A 19,075-nucleotide genomic window follows, 5' to 3' on the forward strand; every position below is an offset into this window, starting at 1 on the left:
TAGTGTTTTAAAGCTATCTCTTTTTTATATATAATGGATGCGAGGTGAGAGAGTTGAAGCATGTTTTTGTGGTGGACGATGAGAAAAATATTCGCGATATTTTGCAAAAATACATTGAAAATGAAGGCTATAAGGTGACGCTTTTTTCTGATGGACAGCATGTTTATCAGGAAATGCTGCGGTTAAAACCTGATTTGTTGATTATAGACATCATGATGCCCCATATTGATGGGTTGGAGCTTTGTAAAGAAATCCGCAAAACCAGTGATATTCCGATTATTTTTGTATCGGCACGGGACGGCGAGTTCGATCGGATATTGGGGCTGGAGCTTGGCGGTGACGACTATTTAACCAAACCGTTCAGTCCAAGAGAGCTGATGGTTCGGATAAAAAATATTTTTAGACGGATTGAAAAATCTTCCGGCGGTGCGCAGCAAATTGTCACCATCCGCGATGTGACGATTGATACGGATAAAAGGTACATAGAAAAGGATGGACAGGAAATTAAGTTGACGACAAAGGAGTACGATTTGTTTTTATTTCTGGCGAAAAATAAAGGAAAGCCTTTTACGAGGGAAGAATTGCTTGAATTTATCTGGGGCTACGAATTTGCGGGAGACGGCAGGCTCATCGATGATTTGGTCAAACGGGTTCGAAAAAAGCTTGAGCATTCATCGGTGGAATTGTCGACCATTTGGGGATATGGGTACCGTATTGATGACTAAAATCGGCTCAAAACTATTGTTGACGTATTTCCTTTTGATTATCAGCATTTTTTTTATCACCAGCCTTTCGTTCCACTTTATCTCGCAACGATATTTAATTAATGGGACCGAGCAACAGCTTCAAAAGGAAGCAAAGGTAATTAGCCAATTACTCAGTAAGGGTTCCCTCTCAAGGGTGTCGATTCAGGATAAGCTTGTGAATCGAAAATTGCTGGCCATTTCTGAGCGCTTGACGTCTTCTAAAATGATTGTCTGGACAGGAAATCAGGATATTATCTATTCGGACCTGAAGGAAGTTACGTTGGCACAATTAGAGCAACAAAGTAAAGGGCCCGGGCGCAAGTTTGTTACGAAGACAGTGGAGATTTCTGCGAAAAATGGCAGGACGAAAGGGTATGTCACACTGATCGCAAGAATTGAGGATATAAAAGAAATTAATAAGCTGATGCGAAATTCGCAGCTGATAAGTTTAATTATTTCGGCTATTATTGCGCTTTTTTTAGGAGTGTTTTTTGAAAAAAGCTTAACGAAACCGATCCGGTTGTTATCGGCCTATATGAAAAATTATACGGTACGGGGCACGAACAAGGAAATTTCCATTCAAACGAAGGATGAAATTGGCGAATTGGCTGATAGTTTCAATGCCTTATCCCGGAAAATGAAACGATATGATGAGGATCAAAAAGTGTTTTTTCAAAATGCCTCGCATGAATTAAAAACACCGTTAATGGCAATTCAAGGAAATGCAGAGGGAATCCTCGATGGCGTGGTTACGGGTGAAGATGCGAAACATAGCTTAAATGTAATCATCGCTGAAAGCCAGCGCCTGAAAAAAATCGTTGAGAGTGTTACGTATTTGGCAAAGCTGGAAAGTATTGAGGAGTCGTTTAACTTGGCAGAAGAGTCACTGGACAGGGTTATTCGGGAAGCGGTAGAGAGTGTAGAAGCGATTGCCGAACAAAAGGGAATCGAAATTTTTGTTGATAATCATGTTACGGGCAAAGTTCTCATGGATTGCGAGAAGATGAAGAGAGCGTTTATTAATTTAGTAGGGAACGCCATACGATACGCTGAATCGAAGATTGTAGTGAAAAGCTTTGTGACAGGCGGGAAGAAAATCATCATCGAGATCAAGGACGATGGAGCAGGATTTGCATCGGGAGAAGAAACAAAAGTGTTTCAACGATTCTATAGCGGAAATGCCGGAGGCTCGGGAATAGGCTTAGCCATCACCAAAGCCATCATCGAAGGTCACAACGGAACGATAATTGCCTTCAATGGACAGCCGAAAGGTGCCGTGTTTCAAATCTGCATTGGGTGACAGGCACCGTTCGTGGACAATGGTGCAAATGTGTCCGTTCAGTAAGGACATATGGCGGGAGAGATTAGCTTTGATACGGTGAAGATTGAAAGTGTTGTATTAAGGCTAGTCTTTGCTATTTCTTTTCTATTAATAGGTCAATAGCGGAAACCTTTTTAATCACGGAAAACAATTACGAAAAGTAGTATCGCTATTATCTATACTGACAAATATTGTCAATATTTTAAGAACTGTGTCGGTCTTTATCGAGAAGAAATTCTATCAAAAGTAAAGTGACTTAATATAAAATTATGAATGTTAAGATAATAATTTTAGGAGGTCTGGATTGTGAAAAAGAAGAAAAAGGGAATGGCTATCGTAGCCAGCAGTATTCTAGCAATATCTCTAACATCTTTTAACTTGCACACATCTGCAACCACACAGAGTGGAAGCAATAATTATTTAATTGCTTATAATAAGTCGCTGCCAGTAGACTATCAATCTGCCATTAAAAAAGCAGGAGGAGAAGTATTGCGAGCAATTCCAGAGATTGGAGGCTTGGAAGTTCGTTCATCGAACCCTGCTTTTCTTGACCAGTTAAAGTCAGATTCAACTATTTCCGCGGCAAACGTTGAAAGGGCTTACAAGTTGGATGACGAACAACCGGCAGGTTCAGATGGTCAACCTGTGACGCTTCACCCTGATGCTGATGGTACATATTGGAGCTCACAATGGGATATACAGCATTTGACCAACAATGGGAAGTCGTTCGCAATTGAATCAGGAGGTACAAAAACCGGTAGCGGCACGGTTACTCATAAAGCAATTGTAGGGGTTATCGACACTGGAATTGATGCCAACCATCCAGATCTTAAAGCAAACTTTGTGGGCGGCCGGAATCTCGTCCCTGCTGGCGGATACTCTGGAAAAGATAGTGGTGAAACGGGTAACCCTACCGATGTTTTAGATCGTGAAGGTCACGGAACACATGTGGCCGGTTCTATCGCCGGCAATGGAAAAATAAAGGGTGTCGGTCCTAACTTAGGCATTCGTTCCTACCGTATTTTTGACAGTAGCGGCAGTGCGCCAACAACACCAATTGTAGCTGCTATTATTGCGGCTGCTAATGATAAGGTTGATGTAATTAACATGTCGATTGGCGGATATGATAATTTGAAATATACCTATAACGGTACACGTTATAGTGATATCGCTGATGTTCTGCTTTGGAAACGGGCGATTCAGTATGCTGTTAATCATAATGTAACAGTGGTAGCTGCAGCTGGTAACGAATCACTCAATTATGCCGATAAAAAGTCACTTACTGATTATTTGAATACAAACTATGGTGATTCAAATCTTGTTTTCAGTGGTGTAACCATTGAAACACCTGGCGGAGTTCCCGGGGTTATCACGGTTTCATCTTCAAATAAGTGGTCAAAGGATCAATTAGCTTTCTACTCAAACTTTGGAAATAGTTTTATAGATGTAGCTGCACCTGGCGGAGATAATGGTCCGGTATATGCTAAGTCAGGTGATTTAAGCCAACGCGATTTCACCTATCGCACGTTGTCTACTTGGCCAACCTACTTGGCACCATATTTCACTACTATCGATCCTGAACATCCAGGCTATGCCTACCTGCACGGAACTTCAATGGCTTCACCAAAAGTTGCCGGTATCGCGGGTGTAATCAAAGCTGAACATCCTAATTATAATCCTGCTCAAGTAAAAGCACTGATTGAAAAGACAGCACTTGATTATGGCAAACCTGGTCACGATGCTCTGTATGGAGACGGGGAAGCCAACGCCTATACTGCTTTGACAGGTAAATAGAATTTTGGTGACAGGCACCGTTCGTGGTAAAACTATCAAATGTTCACATGGAAAGACAGGTGGTTTTGCGACTATCTGTCTTTTTTTTGTTAAGATGGATTTATAGATTAAATGGTGACAGGCACCGTTCGTGGACAAATTGCCATTTTTGTCTGTTTCAAGTGGACAGTGTGATGGGAGAGTCACCCTTGATCTAATAAAAAATACTTTCATAATAATAACCAACTAATATATAAGAGAAAGAAAGGGAAGGGGAATTATGTCAAAAATTGTGGTAGTAGGAAGCTATGTTGTTGATTTAATGAGCCGCACTCCGCACCTGCCAAAACCGGGAGAAACCGTCCTTGGTGGTCCGTTTAAGATGGGGTCCGGAGGAAAAGGGGGCAATCAGGCAACTGCAGCGGCACGATGTGGTTCAAAAGTTACGTTTGTCACCAAGGTGGGTGATGATATTTTTGGAAAGGAAGCTTTTAAGCATTTTACTGTCGAAAACGTGAATACTCAGTTTATTAAAATTGATTCTGATCAGGCTACAGGTGCGGCGTTGATTTCCGTGGATGATAATAGCGAAAATAGTATTGTTGTCTCTTTAGGGGCTTGCGGAACAATCACGAAAGCAGACGTATTAGAAGCAGAAGAGGAAATTAAAGAAGCAGACATCGTACTTTTGCAATTGGAAACTAGTATTGAAGCTGTTGTCACCTCAATAAACTTAGCTAGTGATAATGGCGTTCCGGTTATTTTAAATCCGGCACCATTTCAGGAGTTTCCAAGGGAAATTCTTGCAAATGTCAACTTTATTACTCCAAATGAAACCGAAGCATTTGAATTGAGCGGCGTTGAAGTAACCGATGAAGAAACAGCGCTTGTAGCAGCACGAAAGATTTTTGAAATGGGTGTTGGAACGGTTATTATCACAATGGGCGGCAAAGGAGCATTTCTTTACACTGGTGGTGAAGAAGGAGAACTCGTCACTGGATTTAAGGTGGAAGCTGTCGATTCAACCGGCGCAGGTGACGCCTTCAATGGCGGATTCGCTTTTGGTCTCAGCAAGGGGTTGTCCGTGCGGGAAGCAATGATCTTTGGTCAAGCTGTCGCAGCGTTATCCGTCACAAAGATAGGCACTGCACAGGCAATGCCACATGAGCATGAAATCAAAGAATTTTTAGCTGAGCAAGGCATCAGCACAGTTGAACGGTAAAGCGGTGGTAAGGTGGGGAAGTCCCGGTCATAATGCACATCCGAAAAAACTCCAAGCCAATAAAAATCCAGGCTTGGAGTCTTTATTTTTATTTTACGACAGCCCCCGTTTCGGGACCGCCGTAAATTTGGACTTTGCCAAATTGGTCTGTTTGAATAATATAGACGTTTGGTTGCGGCTCTCCCAGTATTTCGTAATGTAGACCGCCAAATTTGTTAGGGTGTAGACGGTCTGACAGTGCATTTGCTTTAACTGGTTCAACATTCAGAGGATAGATTCTCCATGTATCGGCATCAGCTGGCAGGTATAATGTCCTTTTTGGTCCTCCTGTTTTGGGAGCAGAGGAAGCAACAGGAGTTGAATTATTGTTTTTTTGTAGAGAAAATGCCCTCGCCAGACCGTTGACATGACCGCGGGCCACATTTTCTATCCAATTGCTGTCTTTCATTTTTGCAGCATCAGACGCTGTATCAATAAAACCGTTTTCCGAGAGCATAGCGGGCATTAATGACTCGCGGACCACATGGAAATCTGCCTTTTTTATTCCACGGTCGGAGAGCCCGTTCAGCTTTAAAACTTCTGAATGAACGATGCGCTGAATTTCGGCAGTACGGGAATTATTAGATATTTTGATGTAAATATAATCCTCGTATCCAGTACCGCCGCCTGAGTTAATATGAACGGACAGATAAAAATCAGCACCCCAAGTATTCGCCATATCAGTCCTCTCCTTCAACGACACCGTTTGATCTCCAGTTCGGCTCATTTTGACTGATGCATTTTGGTACTCATTTTGCAAAATATCGCGAATTCTTGTGGCGATCGAGAGCGTAATATCCTTTTCGAATAAACCGTTTCCAACGGCCCCCGTATCTGCACCGCCATGCCCTGGGTCAATAAATATCTTTACCATTTCTATCACCTCATAATTTTATATGATAGTTTAAGTGAAATGGTGAACACAAATAGTGACAGGCACCGTTCGTGGACAAACTGTTTGATTTGTACGCTGTGGGAGGACATGCTGAGTGAGGTTCATCGGAAAATTTTTGCACTTATTTTTGATTTATTAACCCTGCTTCAAAAAGATCCGACACTAAAAGATCCAACACAGGTTCAAGCAGCAATTGGTACTGTAGCCATGAACTTAAATATTATCTTAAAAACTATTAATTACCTTAATCCAAGTGTGGAAGTTTATGTGATGGGTTATTATAATCCATTCCCTTATTATCCACAAGCTCAACAAGCACTTGTATTAACATTGTTAGATGTTTTCAATCAAACTATTTTTGTGAGTGCAAAAGCACACGGTGATACTTTTGTTCCTACTGAAAAGATTATCGCAAAACACAGAGACTAAATGGAAAAAGAATGGACCATAAAAGGTTCACTCTTTTTTGTGTAGTTACGCGGCACTTTGGGTTTGTCCTCTATAGGTGGACAAATTGAATGGAATGTCAACAAACGGTGACCGGCACTTTTAAATACGTCTCAAGTCCTAGATTTGTTTACATATGTGGTCCATGGAAATCAGGAGTTTTTTCGTGTATTGTTGAAGTATTGAAGGAAAACTTCAAATAGATAATGAAACATTCCTTTGTTTGACTCGTATCAAATATAAAGGATTATTAAGTTGGGAGTCGATTAATCATGAACCCTATCATTTCGTTGTTGATTCGGTCGTTTGTAGCAGTGCCTGTTACCGTATTGACGTGGCTGTTTAGCTTTTTTGGATTTCATCAAACCTTCCTTTTCTCGAGTGTTTATGCTATAGCGGGCGGGTTTCTGATTCATTTGGTCCTCGGCTTTTTTATGACTGCAAGCTTTTTAAAGACACAACAGCTATCACGAAGAGAATATCGATATATTAGGAAAAATTTAGCGGAAGCAAGGCGGAAAATCCATCGTATGAACAAGGGGCTTTTTCAAATAAGAGACCTCTCGTCTGTAAAGCAGCGCATCGATGTTCTTCGGATCTCTAAGAAAATATACAAGCTGACTAAAAAGGAACCAAAGCGTTTTTTTAAAGCGGAGGAATTTTATTTTTCTCATTTAGATTCAGTTGTCGAGCTTTCCGATAAATATAGCTTTTTATCCGTACAGCCTAAAAAAAACAAGGAAATTGACCAATCATTACTTGAAACCCGACAAACAATAAATGAACTAGCCAAGCTCCTGGAAGAGGATTTGTATCATATCATTTCCGATGATATTGATCACTTGAATTTTGAAATTGATGTGGCAAAACATTCGTTAAAAAAACATAAGGACACTAAATTCCCTGAAGAAAATAGGTGGCTAAAATGACCGAAAAAAACCCAATCGGGCTCAATAAGACCGGAAATTTATTAGATGATATTCTCGCCGATCCTTTTGGTGACCAAACAGTGGTTCCGTCTCCATCCTCAGCACCTCAGTTTCAAGAGGAGAAGCCCAAGAAGCTAATTGATGTGATTCCTGAGGAAAACCGGGCAAAGGCCTATCAGCTTGCCGAACAAATTGACCCGAAAAACCATCAGGCGATGATCATGTACGGAACACAGGCCCAGGGAAAACTTTTATCCTTCTCCCATACCATGCTTGAGCATGTTCAGAAAAAGGACATCGGAGAGGTTGGGGAAATCATAAATGATTTAATGAAGAGACTTAACGAGGTAAATCCGGATGAATTGACGGATGGGAAACCATCCTTTTTCGCGCGCATGTTTGGAAAAATTTCAGGCTCTCTTCAAGAGGTGCTCTCCAAATATCAAAAAACAGGGGCGCAGATTGATCGAATCAGTGTAAAGCTGGATCGAAGTAAAAATGTCCTTTTGTCCGATATCAACTTGTTAGAACAGCTTTATGAGACAAATAAAGAGTATTTCCATGCTTTAAATGTGTATATTGCAGCAGGTGAACTAAAGCTGGAAGAGATGAATGAAAAAACGATTCCACAGCTGAAAAAAGCTGCTGAAGCAACGGATGATCAGATGAAGTTCCAAGAAGTGAAGGATATGATTCAATTTGCGGATCGATTGGATAAACGGTTATACGACCTCAAATTAAGCCGGGAAATTACAATTCAAAGTGCCCCGCAGATTCGTCTCATTCAAAACACAAACCAAGCGCTGGTGGAAAAAATCCAATCTTCCATTATGACGGCGATTCCGTTGTGGAAAAATCAAGTGGCGATTGCGCTGACGTTGATTAGACAGCGTCATGCGGTTGAGGCACAAAAGCAGGTCTCAAAAACGACCAATGAGTTGCTTTTGAAAAATGCAGAAATGTTAAAGACCAATACCATTGAGACTGCCAAAGAAAATGAACGCGGCCTGGTTGATATTGAAACCTTAAAGAAAACGCAGGAAAGCTTAATCGCTACGCTCGAAGAAACGATGCGCATCCAAGAGGAAGGACGAAACAAACGCCGCCTGGCCGAGCAAGAACTGGCTTCCATGGAAAACGAACTAAGATTGAAACTATTGGAGATCAAAGGGCAATAAAGAGGTATTACTGAACGAACGCATAAATGAAGCGCCGGGGGACTCCCGGCGCTTTTTAAAAAGTATCACTTATTTACCGGTGCGGCCTCGTAGTATTCTTCAAGGGTAATTCCGCGGTCCATGATTTCTTTGGCTATCGCCTTGCCAACATAACGAAGGTGCCATGGTTCATATTTATAGCCTGTAATGGAATCTTTTCCTTTCGGGTATCGGATGATAAATCCGTATTTCGCTACGTGGGCTTGAAGCCAGTTTGCCTCTTTTGTACCTCCAAAGCAATCCTGAGCAGGGCACTTACCATTTCCTCCGGTCACATCAATGGCAAGGCCTGTTTCATGCTCACTCGTTCCGGGCAAGGCGCTGTAGGTTCTTGCCTTTTTAAAACCATCTCTTTTAACGTAATAATTAAACAAAGTTGTTTGTGTCGCGTGAGACCTGTAGGCTGACACACCTAAAAGATTCACGTCTTGTTGTTTGGCAGCTGTGAACAATTTTTCAATCGCAGCTGCAGCTTCCTTCCGCATTTTCCGCTTTTCGGATTTGGCGGTAGTAACAAAAGGTATTTTTGTATAAATTAAATCGCGAGGGTTATATCTATCCGGAAGCTTGTTTTGTTTGTTCACCAGAACCGGAATACTCTCAGGCTTGGCTACAACCTGGAAGCTGTCATCGTTCTGTCCACCGGAATTCAAATTCTTTTGGGATCCCTGTTCATCGCTATCGGAAGAAGGAGTTTCAGCTGTATCTGTTGAATGATTTACGTTACCGGGCCTTCCCTGGTGACTTTTTTCTGCATTTTGGATAGTGTCCGTGCAGCCTGTAAGGGGGAAAGCCAACATAATTGTACATATAATAGTAGAAAAGAATCTCACCATGCAAAACTTCCTTTATAAAAAAATTTAGGTTGAAACTGCACAGGCCCTATTAAATATAAGTCTAATACGTATATTTAAAATATGGAATACATCAAATGGCGTACAAAATTCTGCAAGACTGGTAGATTGCCTTGGGGGATACTTAAGTTTTTAGTAGAAGCTTCTTCGAAAGGATTTATTAGAAAAGACTGAGGTGGTAAAAAGAGGAAAAGGCAGGCCTTTAGACCCTTTTAAAGTAATTTTTTTATGCATATATTTTTATTAGACACTTAAATCGTACGAAACGGCAAAGCCATTGAAAAATGGTGACGCAAAACTAGAGGGGCTAATGTTTTTACGACGATGCTTGCCAGTTACCGAACACGAATAACTCCTACGATTTATGTAAACCAATTGAGGAGGTTTTCATGTGTTGAAAAGTATGTTTATTAGGGGTAAATATTATTGGCATCTGTTCCAGCACCGCCATAATGAGTTACTCCGGCAGGATTGCCTTTGTGAAGAGCTAAAAATAAAATTAAAAGTCAAAGCTCTGTATCACAATAGCAAAGCTATTGAACTTGATTCAAAGTTGTAAAGAAGTAAAGGGAAGCAATCGAGTAGTAATGCATTGAGGAACAGTTCATCTGAACAATGCTATAGGGCCTGTATACTTGTAAGCCTAGGGATAAGTGATCTCCCTAGGCTTTTACTTTAAAGTATAAAAAAGTATAAATTTTTGACTTTGAGAATTGTCCAGCTCCATAAGAGTAGGCCTCGGAAGCGATACTTCGCACGAAGGAAAAGCGTTAGCTTTTCCGAGGAGCGCCCTAGCGGCTAGTGTCCTTCGCTCTCCGCCCTACGATAAGTCAACATCGAATCGCCTCCGGCTCTTCGTGTTTCCTTTATCTCAGTTGGAGCGCTCCAGGCCATACGCCGCTAACCAGGGCGCTTGCGCTTTTCTAATGTAGAAGGCTTAGAATTCAAATTTTTGAACGAAGTTGCAGTTTGAGCAGGCACGACCGATCAGTTTTTTTGTCTCAATATTTTCATAATAGACTTCTTCAAATCCGCAGACAGGGCATTCGATTATATGGAATATTTGTCTTTCTCCCAAAACGGCATCTAACAGGATTTCAAAATACATTTTTCGTGCACCCCAATCTATTAATTTTCTTTTAACATAGCAAATAATAGTTGGGATTAATGGAGAAAAGTGTAAGGCTGCAAAGGGATATTTTCGACAAAAGTCCCTATTTTACCACTGTAAAGCTGTTCCGACCATTTATGCCTTATTTTCATATAAAGTTAGGGTTTTTTTGAGTTCGCTAAGGAGGTTGGTTTGTTGTGATCCTTTTTGGTTGTATTCGTCTTTGAGCTCTTCTAATAAAAAGGCGTCAGGCTGTTTTAATGAAAGGATGGACTGTTGGATCCATTTTTTGACCGCCTCCTGTTGAGTTTCATAATGGTGTATATCCTTTTTTATTAAGGATAGCAAAAATTGAATTTGTACCTGTTCATCTTTCTTCATGATCTTCACCTCTTCTTGAAGTTTTGGGTAACTCCATTTTTATTTTAACGGGGGACAACCGATATTCGTAGTGTACACAAACATTCTTAACATTAACTTAACGGGTTTCGGATTGAATCGACAAAATTCTACGGAATTAGTTAAAGTTAACTTGTCAGAGCTTATTTTTCCTTTGCTAATCGCGCAATCTATATATATGAAGTTTTTCCTAACCGGAGGTGAATCTGCATGAAGGACAATAGGGACAAAACAAGTGAAGGGTTAAATCAAATTTTCGAGATTATTAATGCAAAAGGCGATACGGGCGAGCTTAAGGAAATTGTTGAAAATAGTGAAACAAATGCAATTGAAAAACAAGATGAATAATTTTAAGAGGATTTCAATTTTAAAAAAAGGACCTGGATACGTTTCCAGGTCCTTTTTCCTTGGGCAGTTTAGTCATGGTTGTGATTTATGCTTGTTATCCAACTGTATATTTTGGGAAATCGGTACTTGTTGATCGTGGTAGACGATCTTGCCGCCATAGTGGCCAGTTTTTTACAATCTTAATTACCTATTTTTAGGATTTTTCCCAGCCAACTTTATCAGCTATTATCGTGAAAAAACGAAGTTCTATCAAGGCCTGATTGCTTTATTTTTCGTTGAAATCCTGCCATTTCTCTATCATATTGGGCAAACGCGAACCATGCTATCGGCGGCCGAGCTGCTCTATTTTGTTCCATCTATCATCATTATGCTGATCTCGCCATTTGGCATCCGCTCGATGAACAGACGGATGGAGCTGGAAAGGCAGCTGGATCAAGCCAATCAACAAATTAACGAACTGGTCAAGCGAGAGGAGCGGGTGCGAATTGCCCGCGATCTTCACGATACGCTCGGGCATACACTGTCACTGCTTACGTTAAAAAGCCAGCTTGTCCAGCGGTTAACAGCAGCAGACCCGGAACGGGCACGACTGGAGGCAAAGGAAATGGAAATCACCTCAAGGGCCGCGTTAAAGCAAGTACGCGAGCTGGTTTCCGACATGAGAGCCGCCACCATCACCGAAGAACTCCTGCAAACTCAGCAAATTTTGCGAGCAGCGGGAATTACCTATCAATACGATGGCGATGTTGATTTCCAGCTCATTCCCCCTGTTACGCAAAATATCGTGAGCATGTGCCTTAGAGAGGCGGCCACCAATGTCGTCAAGCATAGCCGGGCGACCCATTGTTCGATTTCCATTTCTCAAACCTCTGAAAAAATGAACGTTGTAGAAAAGGATGATGAATAAAAGTAAGCAGTTTGGAAATGGTTTGCGGGGAATGGAAGAGCGGCTGGCGTTAATTGACGGCGGTCTTAAGCTTTCGACCCATCATGGTGCCGTTCTGGAAATGACTGTACCGATTATAAAAAAAGCAGCTAGGAAGGGGGCGGCGAATTGATTCGTCTTTTTATTGCTGAAGATCAACGAATGCTGTTAGGTGCGCTTGGCTCCTTACTTAATTTAGAAAAGGATATGAAGGTCATCGGTCAAGCGATGAATGGGGAGGAGGCGCTCACCGCCATTCTTGAGCTTGAACCGGATGTCTGTTTAATGGATATTGAAATGCCGGTGCGAAACGGTTTGGAGGTGGCTGAGGAGCTCGCGAATAGAGGCTCTGAGAGTAAGGTCATCATTTTAACCAACTTTGCCCGTCCGGGATATTTTGAACGGGCGGTAAAAATTGGTGTGCATGGGTACTTACTGAAGGATGGCGAGATCGATGAGCTTGCCGATGTGATTCGCAAGGCGACGGCAGGGAAGCGGGTCTTCAGCCCGGAGCTAACCTTTGATGTGATTCGCGAAGAGAATCCGCTCACCTCAAGAGAACAGGAAATTTTACGCTTGGCTGCTCTTGGTAAAACCACGAAAGAAATCACGTCTGAACTCTATTTATCATCAGGCACTGTCCGCAACTATATCTCGGAAATCATTCACAAACTCGATGCAAAAAACCGAATGGAAGCCGTTAGTATTGCGGAGAAGAAAGGGTGGATTTAACATGAATTTACGTGTTTATTATACAAATAAAAAAAGCGGCACTCCGCCGCTTTCCCATAAGTGTATTCGTTTTGAACTTCCTCTAAAAGATAGGCAGTTTTTTACTATTTAATGCTATTTTCAGTTATTTCGTTCCAGCTTCTTTAAGATTCTCCAACCACCATCATCATAAGTAAAGATAGGCCGATATTCTCCGCCCCAGCGTTGTAAAGAATTCATTACCATTTCTTCAAAAAGCCTCCGGTAGGATCCTTTAACATTCTCATTAATTAAGTTTTGCCCGTGTCTGCGCACGTGATATACCATTTGGTCGATCCAATGAATATGGTATTTTTCGATGATTCTTAGCAAAAGTTCCTTGTCCCCAAGTAATCTTCCATTTGAAGAGTTTTCTGCAGGCCATCCGCCTACATCAATAAGTGCATTAGTACGAAAGAAATAGGGAAATAAATTTTGATTTGATAATAGTAAGGCATATTTATCGTTAAAAGATTTACCTTTATAAATGAATGTAAACCACCGGGTCCCATGTTCATTTTCAAATACGATTGTTGCGTTGCCGCAAACCATTGCTGTTTTGTCAGAATGGGACTTTGCTTCATTCATCAATATTTCCAAAGTGTGAGGATAAAAAAAGTCATCACTATCCAGTTGAATGACAAATGGAGTATCTACATGCTTTAACCCCTGATTTAAGCTGTAAGCAGTTCCTGCATTTTGAGGATTTTTTAAGAGTATTACGCGGGGGTCCTTAAGATAATCTGAAATGAATGTAACACTATCATCAGTGGAGGCATCATCAATTAAGATGAGTTTCCAATTTTCATAAATTTGTTCAAACACACTGTTTACCGCTTGAATAAGCTTGTTTCCCGGATTATAAAAAGGGATAAGAACGGATACTCCGTCCATTTTGATTCACTCCATTTTAAATATTTCTTAAAGTGGTACTGAAAACCGCGGGTTAGTCATCCGTTTATTTTTTTTATTACGTTTATTTAATGAAGTAGGAATAAAATCTTTAATTACATGCATTCCCCAGACCTTTACGAATTTAGCGCGGTATTCGTCTCCCCACTCTTTTAAGAGCTGGGTATAGAGATCATAAACATACTGCGTTCTTATCGGGAGTGTATCTGTATGTTTTTTATTATTTCTGTTATAAATTCTTCGATAGTATAGGACCTCATCAAGCCATTTCCAGTTGTATTTCCCGGCTAGCCTTAATATCATTTGATAATCTTCGACTAACATATCACCATTTGATTGAGCTAACCAACCTCCAATATCTTTTACAGCATCAGTTCTGTAAAACCTTGGCAATAACGTATACCACAATTCCTTGAGTAATTGATAGCGGTCATGAAACTGCTTATGCCTAATGTGCCGCGTCTTAACAATATTTCCATTCTCATCTTCAATATAATCCATATTATTTGCATAAACAAATGCTAACGTTGGGTCAGATTTCATAACATTGTAAGAATGAAGAAGGGCTTTTTCGTCTAACCAATCATCTGCATCTAATTGGATGAAAAAGGGGGTATCAATAAGTGCTAACGCATAATTTAAAAGATGGGTTTGACCTAAATTTCTTTTTAACTTTATTAATCTTATTCTTTCATCGGGAAGAAATTGTTCCACTTTTTTAGTTGATTCATCTGTTGAGGCATCATCAATAATTAATAATTTCCAATCAGTAAATTGTTGTTTCAGAACACTATTAATCGATTGTTCAATAAATTTTTCCTTGTTATAGAGGGTAATAATGATGGTGACTTCTGACATAGACGATCAGCCTTTCAGTAAAAGGAGTTTTAAGGGAAAGTCTTATCGTTTTGAAAAAGACCTTTTATTTTTTGTCATTAAGTTGGGTAACCACTTTCCATCCTTTTTTAGTCGTTTTAAATATGGGTTCATACTCATCCCCCCAACGCTTTAAAGTATCACGCACTGTCCACTCAATAGTCTCTCCGTAAATTTTCTCCCAATTTGATTGATTCTGGTTATGCCGGCGATGGTTCATCAAAACTTCATCGACCCAATGAAAGCGGTAGTGCTCAATTAGACGTAAGAGAACCCTTAAATCCTCTGCGTAACGTCCTTCATATGGGTCATCTACCGGCCATCCCCCGATACTTTGCAAAGCGGAAGTACGGTAGAAACGGGGCCAAACGGAACTGTTTGCCATGAGAAAATCATATCGGTCCGGGAATAAGCGTCCTCTCACTAGAATTGGTGACTTCATTCTTTGCCTCTCCTGTTTTTTTAATAGATGTCTATTTCTTTTTCTTATATTGTTGGATTCCCTATTCATATACTCAAATACTACGTTTATATTTCCGCTAAAAACTGCTATGTCTTCAGGGTTCGTTTCCGTTTCCTTTAATAGTACCTCTAATGTATGGGGATAAAACCAGTCATCTGCATCCAACTGGATCAGAAAAGGCGTTTCAACTAGTGCTAAACCCGTATTTAAGCTTTTAGACTGTCCCATATTTTGAGAGTGAGTAACCATTTTAACCCGTGGATCCTCGAGGTAATCTTCAATCAACGAAATAGAATGATCCGTTGAAGCGTCATTTATTAAGATGATCTTCCAGTTTTTGTATGTTTGGGCATAAACACTTTCCAATGCCTCCACTATATAAGTACCCGGATTAAAAAATGGGATAAGAACGGTCACCATACTATTCATCATGAATCCCATCTTCCATTTTTAGAACGTTTATTCTTTTTCCGTAAATACCATTATCATAAAATAGAGACCTATCGTTCTCGTAAAACCTCTTAGTCTCATCTAAACCACGCAGTAAATCATAGGTAGGATTCCAGTCCAATAACTGCTTTGCTTTTTCATTATTCAACCTGCTGAATTGGATATCTCCATTTCGCTTTGGAAGATATAACGGTGAAACATATGATGACATTAAAGCATATAACTTATTTATGCTGGTTTTTTTATTAAGGCCGATATTGATAATTTGATTCGTTCCTCTATTCAGAGCAAGAAGGTTCGCCGCTGCTACATCTTTTACAAAAACGAAATCCCTCGTTTGCTCCCCATCCCCATAAATTACTACTTGTTCACCTTTTAAAGTTTTTTGCATGAAAATAGCGATAACACCGCCTTCACCTTTTGGGGTTTGACGGGGACCATAAACATTGGCATAGCGGAGGATCGTAAAAGGAATGCCGTAGAACCGATGATAAAGTTGAATATATAATTCCGGAGTATGCTTTGAAATTCCATAAAAGGAGATAGGTTGAACGGTAAAATCCTCTTGAATGCTGCAGTCGTCGGTTTCTCCGTATACGGCACAAGAAGAGGCATAAATGATTTTTTGAACATCGTATTTTCGACAGCATTCCAATAAACGGATGGTACCGATGATATTGGATTCAGCATCGTCAATCGGATTCTCAACAGATTTTGCTACATCCACTTGTGCTGCTTGATGAATGACATATTCAGGTTTTTCTTTGGCGAAAACCTCCTCTAATTGAGGAGCGTTAATATCGAGCAAATAAAAGATCGCCTTCTTATTAATAAACGCTTTTTTTCCAGTACTTAAATTATCAACAACGATTACTTCATGCCCGCCTTCAATGAGCAAATCGACAATATGGGAACCAATAAAACCGGCTCCTCCTGTTACTAGTACCCTCACTCTTGCCCCCTCTCCATGTCTGCTTTATACCAAGCTATTGTTTTTCTAAGTCCTTCATCAATATCAATGGATGGGTAAAAATCCAACAGTTTAGTAGACTTTGTCAAATCCGGAATTCTATTTTTCATGTCTTCATAGCCTTTACCATACGCAGTTTCATAAGGAATATGAATAATAGGGGATATCGAGCTGCTCAAAAGTTTAATTTTTTTAGCAAGTTCGTTAATCGAAATAACGTGATCCTTGCCAATATTGAATACCTCATTATTATACTTATGGTCCATGCAAGAGAGTGTTCCGGTAACCATATCATCAATATACGTAAAGCATCTTGTTTGGTTGCCGTCTCCATATACCGTTAACGGTTCTCCTTTCAATGCGGCGGTTATAAACTTAGGGATAACACCGCCATATTGTGAAGCTGTAGCCCGAGGTCCATAGGCATTAAAATAACGGACTACCGTTACAGGAAGCCCGATACGCGCATATGCAAAGCATAAATGTTCATCAAGGGCTTTTGCTGTAGCATAACACCAACGATGTGTCGTGGTTGGCCCTAATACTCTGTTTGAATTTTCACTGAATGGAAGTTGATCGTTTTTTCCGTATACTTCAGATGTAGAGGAAAAAATTACTTTTATTTTTCTTGGATAAGCAAGTTCTAGAACGTTCCGTGTTCCGTCAATGTTTCCCTCAATTACCTTTAGCGGATTTTCGACGGTATTTTTTACACCTAATACGGCTGCTAAGTGAAAGATGAGATCACACTGGTCGAGTAAGCTTTCGAGAAGTTCTCGATTCAGCACAGATCCATTCACAAAGGTATGCTTAGGGTGGTTAATTACCTCACTAAGAAAAGCCTGTTTTCCTGTCGATAAATCATCCAATGTAATCACAGTGTGGTTCAACTCAATCAGCCTTTTTACAATGTGTGAACCAACGAACCCTGCACCGCCTGTTACAAGTATCTTCATTGAATTCCGCCTCCCAATCGAATTACTTTGGCATTTCCTGACAGACCCTTAGTAATATTTCTGGTATCATAAACAAGCTTTGCATGTTCTAAAATTTTTTGAATAGGAATTTCAGAATGATTCGTTAAAAGTAGGATACAGTCCGCCTGTTGTAGTTGCTCCGCTGTAAGAGGAATACTCTGCATTGTTACACCATTAACTATTATTTCCGGAATAAAAGGATCATGATAGACTATGTGGAAATGAGCGTTGTTCAGTCTTTGAATGATAGGAAAAATAGGTGATTCCCGAGGATCATTAATATCTTTTTTATAGGCGGCACCGTAAATGAGAATACGTGGCTTTTTTTTAGAAGATAGGGCTTTAACTTGGTCAACGATGTAGTCGATGATATCCTGATTTAACCGATTCGATAGCTCAATAAATTGGCTTGATGTCCCCTGTTTTTTTGCAGCCCACTGTAAATATAATGGATCAACAGGAATGCAGTGTCCCCCAATACCCGGTCCGGGATAAAAGGCAGTAAATCCAAAAGGCTTCGTATTTGCTGCTTGAATAATTTCCCATACATTTAAGTTTAATTTATCGCATAACATGGCCATTTCATTAATAAAGGAAATGTTGATAAAGCGGAAAGTATTTTCCAGTAATTTGGTAAGTTCAGCGGCTTCAGGTGAAGAAACGACAAAAACTTGTCTATAAATTTGGCTATACAAATGATAAATTTGCTTTTTGCATTGGTCCGTAACGCCACTGATTACCTTTGGAATCCCGTCTACCGGCATTAACTTATTCCCTGGATCAATGCGTTCAGGAGAATAGGCAAGGAAAAAATCAGTTCCAACATGAAATCCGCTTTTTTCTAAAATAGGGAGAAGTTTATTTCTCGTTGTTCCGGGATAGGTTGAACTTTCCAGTATAACTAGTTGTCCTTTTTTAAGGTATGGAGCAAGTGACTTTCCTACATTAAGAAGAAAGCTTAAATCAGGTGTATGAGAAGAAGTCAAAGGGGTTGGGACACAAATAATGATTACATCTAACATTTCGACACTTTGATAACTGGAAGAAACAGTAAAACCCCCTGTGGAGGATGCCGCTTTTAATTCTTCACTGCTAATATCCGGTATATATGAAGTATATTGTTCCAAACTGTCTATTTTGCTTTGATCGATATCTATTCCGGTGACATCGAATCCCTTTTTTACAAAGAGAAGAGCAAGGGGTAATCCAACATAGCCTAATCCAATTACACCAACCTTCATTAAATGGGCATTATTGCGCTCAATTTCATCTAACATGTTTCCCTTCCCTCGTTTACCATTTATTTTGTTTATCTTATGCCGATAAACATAGTCGGGAATAGTCTAATATAACGTGACATCAAAATACTTATGTAATTTTTTTAAAAGTTGTTTGAAAAAAAATAGCACTTTATATCAATATTAACAATAATGATTGGAATTCATATGATA

18 protein-coding genes, 1 pseudogene and 1 riboswitch are annotated in these 19,075 nt (G+C 40.1%); of the genes and pseudogenes, 10 read left to right on the top strand and 9 right to left on the bottom strand.

The genetic code is table 11. The features are described from left to right. Positions 1-53: 53 nt before the first annotated feature. The 4 genes from AC3ANV_RS03000 (at position 54) to rbsK (ending at position 5,062) form a co-directional block, all read left to right on the top strand. Positions 54-725, top strand: coding sequence for a response regulator transcription factor (locus tag AC3ANV_RS03000; protein ID WP_488312204.1), 672 nt, complete (start codon positions 54-56; stop codon positions 723-725). Then, positions 718-2,046: a sensor histidine kinase gene (locus AC3ANV_RS03005; RefSeq protein WP_488312205.1), complete on the top strand. Its 1,329-nt coding sequence runs from the start codon at positions 718-720 to the stop codon at positions 2,044-2,046. The genes AC3ANV_RS03000 and AC3ANV_RS03005 overlap by 8 nt, the downstream gene beginning before the upstream one ends. Positions 2,047-2,373: 327 nt before the next feature. Further along, positions 2,374-3,861, top strand: coding sequence for a S8 family peptidase (locus tag AC3ANV_RS03010; RefSeq protein WP_488312206.1), 1,488 nt, complete (start codon positions 2,374-2,376; stop codon positions 3,859-3,861). A 259-nt stretch (positions 3,862-4,120) separates the two neighbouring features. After that, positions 4,121-5,062, top strand: coding sequence for a ribokinase (gene rbsK / locus AC3ANV_RS03015; protein ID WP_488312207.1), 942 nt, complete (start codon positions 4,121-4,123; stop codon positions 5,060-5,062). An 88-nt stretch (positions 5,063-5,150) separates the two neighbouring features. Here rbsK and AC3ANV_RS03020 read toward each other — a convergent pair whose 3' ends face one another. Continuing rightward, the gene (locus AC3ANV_RS03020) at positions 5,151-5,975 is read right to left on the bottom strand and encodes an N-acetylmuramoyl-L-alanine amidase family protein (RefSeq protein WP_488312208.1); all 825 of its coding nucleotides are present in this window, start codon (positions 5,973-5,975) and stop codon (positions 5,151-5,153) included. 108 nt (positions 5,976-6,083) lie between these two features. Between AC3ANV_RS03020 and AC3ANV_RS03025 the strand changes: the two genes are divergently transcribed. The 3 genes from AC3ANV_RS03025 (at position 6,084) to AC3ANV_RS03035 (ending at position 8,550) form a co-directional block, all read left to right on the top strand. After that, positions 6,084-6,425 carry an SGNH/GDSL hydrolase family protein gene (locus tag AC3ANV_RS03025; RefSeq protein WP_488312209.1) on the top strand — a complete coding sequence of 114 codons (342 nt, stop codon included), beginning with the start codon at positions 6,084-6,086 and terminating at the stop codon, positions 6,423-6,425. Between the two features lie 290 nt (positions 6,426-6,715). After that, complete coding sequence (locus AC3ANV_RS03030) at positions 6,716-7,372, top strand: 5-bromo-4-chloroindolyl phosphate hydrolysis family protein (protein WP_488312210.1); 657 nt, start codon at positions 6,716-6,718, stop codon at positions 7,370-7,372. Beyond that, on the top strand, positions 7,369-8,550 hold the full coding sequence (locus AC3ANV_RS03035) for a toxic anion resistance protein (protein WP_488312211.1): 1,182 nt from the start codon (positions 7,369-7,371) through the stop codon (positions 8,548-8,550). Before AC3ANV_RS03030 ends, AC3ANV_RS03035 begins: the two co-directional genes overlap by 4 nt. 65 nt (positions 8,551-8,615) lie before the next feature. On the opposite strand, the gene AC3ANV_RS03040 is transcribed toward AC3ANV_RS03035, so the two are convergent. Both AC3ANV_RS03040 and AC3ANV_RS03045 read right to left on the bottom strand, forming a co-directional pair. Next, positions 8,616-9,425 carry a M15 family metallopeptidase gene (locus AC3ANV_RS03040; RefSeq protein WP_488312212.1) on the bottom strand — a complete coding sequence of 270 codons (810 nt, stop codon included), beginning with the start codon at positions 9,423-9,425 and terminating at the stop codon, positions 8,616-8,618. 275 nt (positions 9,426-9,700) lie between these two features. Continuing rightward, positions 9,701-9,786, top strand: a riboswitch (cyclic di-GMP riboswitch). Positions 9,787-10,689: 903 nt separating this feature from the next. Next, positions 10,690-10,935: a hypothetical protein gene (locus AC3ANV_RS03045; protein ID WP_488312213.1), complete on the bottom strand. Its 246-nt coding sequence runs from the start codon at positions 10,933-10,935 to the stop codon at positions 10,690-10,692. 228 nt (positions 10,936-11,163) lie between these two features. Here AC3ANV_RS03045 and AC3ANV_RS03050 point away from each other — a divergent pair, with 228 nt between their 5' ends. The 3 genes and pseudogenes from AC3ANV_RS03050 to AC3ANV_RS03060 all read left to right on the top strand — a co-directional run bounded on the left by AC3ANV_RS03050 (position 11,164) and on the right by AC3ANV_RS03060 (position 12,958). Next, complete coding sequence (locus AC3ANV_RS03050; RefSeq protein ID WP_488312214.1) at positions 11,164-11,301, top strand: hypothetical protein; 138 nt, start codon at positions 11,164-11,166, stop codon at positions 11,299-11,301. Positions 11,302-11,461: 160 nt separating this feature from the next. Continuing rightward, positions 11,462-12,359, top strand: a pseudogene (locus tag AC3ANV_RS03055) (sensor histidine kinase); the annotation flags it as partial. Then, positions 12,356-12,958: a response regulator transcription factor gene (locus tag AC3ANV_RS03060; protein WP_488312215.1), complete on the top strand. Its 603-nt coding sequence runs from the start codon at positions 12,356-12,358 to the stop codon at positions 12,956-12,958. The pseudogene AC3ANV_RS03055 and the gene AC3ANV_RS03060, both read left to right, overlap by 4 nt. A gap of 120 nt (positions 12,959-13,078) precedes the next feature. Here AC3ANV_RS03060 and AC3ANV_RS03065 read toward each other — a convergent pair whose 3' ends face one another. From AC3ANV_RS03065 to AC3ANV_RS03090, 6 genes are all read right to left on the bottom strand, one after another. Next, the gene (locus AC3ANV_RS03065) at positions 13,079-13,870 is read right to left on the bottom strand and encodes a glycosyltransferase family 2 protein (protein WP_488312216.1); all 792 of its coding nucleotides are present in this window, start codon (positions 13,868-13,870) and stop codon (positions 13,079-13,081) included. A 27-nt stretch (positions 13,871-13,897) separates the two neighbouring features. Next, the gene (locus AC3ANV_RS03070) at positions 13,898-14,746 is read right to left on the bottom strand and encodes a glycosyltransferase family 2 protein (RefSeq protein WP_488312217.1); all 849 of its coding nucleotides are present in this window, start codon (positions 14,744-14,746) and stop codon (positions 13,898-13,900) included. Positions 14,747-14,810: 64 nt separating this feature from the next. Continuing rightward, complete coding sequence (locus AC3ANV_RS03075; RefSeq protein ID WP_488312218.1) at positions 14,811-15,659, bottom strand: glycosyltransferase family 2 protein; 849 nt, start codon at positions 15,657-15,659, stop codon at positions 14,811-14,813. After that, positions 15,649-16,629 (bottom strand): NAD-dependent epimerase/dehydratase family protein, encoded by a 981-nt coding sequence (locus tag AC3ANV_RS03080; RefSeq protein ID WP_488312219.1) that lies wholly within the window; start codon positions 16,627-16,629, stop codon positions 15,649-15,651. The genes AC3ANV_RS03075 and AC3ANV_RS03080 overlap by 11 nt, the downstream gene beginning before the upstream one ends. Continuing rightward, entirely contained in the window at positions 16,626-17,603 is a 978-nt protein-coding gene (locus AC3ANV_RS03085; protein WP_488312220.1) for an NAD-dependent epimerase/dehydratase family protein, read from the bottom strand. Before AC3ANV_RS03085 ends, AC3ANV_RS03080 begins: the two co-directional genes overlap by 4 nt. Then, positions 17,600-18,901: a nucleotide sugar dehydrogenase gene (locus AC3ANV_RS03090; RefSeq protein WP_488312221.1), complete on the bottom strand. Its 1,302-nt coding sequence runs from the start codon at positions 18,899-18,901 to the stop codon at positions 17,600-17,602. The genes AC3ANV_RS03085 and AC3ANV_RS03090 overlap by 4 nt, the downstream gene beginning before the upstream one ends. Between the last annotated feature and the right edge of the window lie 174 nt (positions 18,902-19,075).

It is taken from the genome of Neobacillus sp. DFD-2R (assembly GCF_057747865.1).

Coding starts and splice junctions, on each gene's coding strand:
- AC3ANV_RS03040 (WP_488312212.1), bottom strand. CDS start 9,425: ATGGTGAGATTCTTTTCTACTATTATATGTACAATTATGTTGGCTTTC.
- AC3ANV_RS03090 (WP_488312221.1), bottom strand. CDS start 18,901: ATGTTAGATGAAATTGAGCGCAATAATGCCCATTTAATGAAGGTTGGT.
- AC3ANV_RS03065 (WP_488312216.1), bottom strand. CDS start 13,870: ATGGACGGAGTATCCGTTCTTATCCCTTTTTATAATCCGGGAAACAAG.
- AC3ANV_RS03020 (WP_488312208.1), bottom strand. CDS start 5,975: ATGGTAAAGATATTTATTGACCCAGGGCATGGCGGTGCAGATACGGGG.
- AC3ANV_RS03025 (WP_488312209.1), top strand. CDS start 6,084: ATGCTGAGTGAGGTTCATCGGAAAATTTTTGCACTTATTTTTGATTTA.
- AC3ANV_RS03045 (WP_488312213.1), bottom strand. CDS start 10,935: ATGAAGAAAGATGAACAGGTACAAATTCAATTTTTGCTATCCTTAATA.
- AC3ANV_RS03035 (WP_488312211.1), top strand. CDS start 7,369: ATGACCGAAAAAAACCCAATCGGGCTCAATAAGACCGGAAATTTATTA.
- AC3ANV_RS03050 (WP_488312214.1), top strand. CDS start 11,164: ATGAAGGACAATAGGGACAAAACAAGTGAAGGGTTAAATCAAATTTTC.
- AC3ANV_RS03075 (WP_488312218.1), bottom strand. CDS start 15,659: ATGATGAATAGTATGGTGACCGTTCTTATCCCATTTTTTAATCCGGGT.
- rbsK (WP_488312207.1), top strand. CDS start 4,121: ATGTCAAAAATTGTGGTAGTAGGAAGCTATGTTGTTGATTTAATGAGC.
- AC3ANV_RS03030 (WP_488312210.1), top strand. CDS start 6,716: ATGAACCCTATCATTTCGTTGTTGATTCGGTCGTTTGTAGCAGTGCCT.
- AC3ANV_RS03005 (WP_488312205.1), top strand. CDS start 718: ATGACTAAAATCGGCTCAAAACTATTGTTGACGTATTTCCTTTTGATT.
- AC3ANV_RS03085 (WP_488312220.1), bottom strand. CDS start 17,603: ATGAAGATACTTGTAACAGGCGGTGCAGGGTTCGTTGGTTCACACATT.
- AC3ANV_RS03070 (WP_488312217.1), bottom strand. CDS start 14,746: ATGTCAGAAGTCACCATCATTATTACCCTCTATAACAAGGAAAAATTT.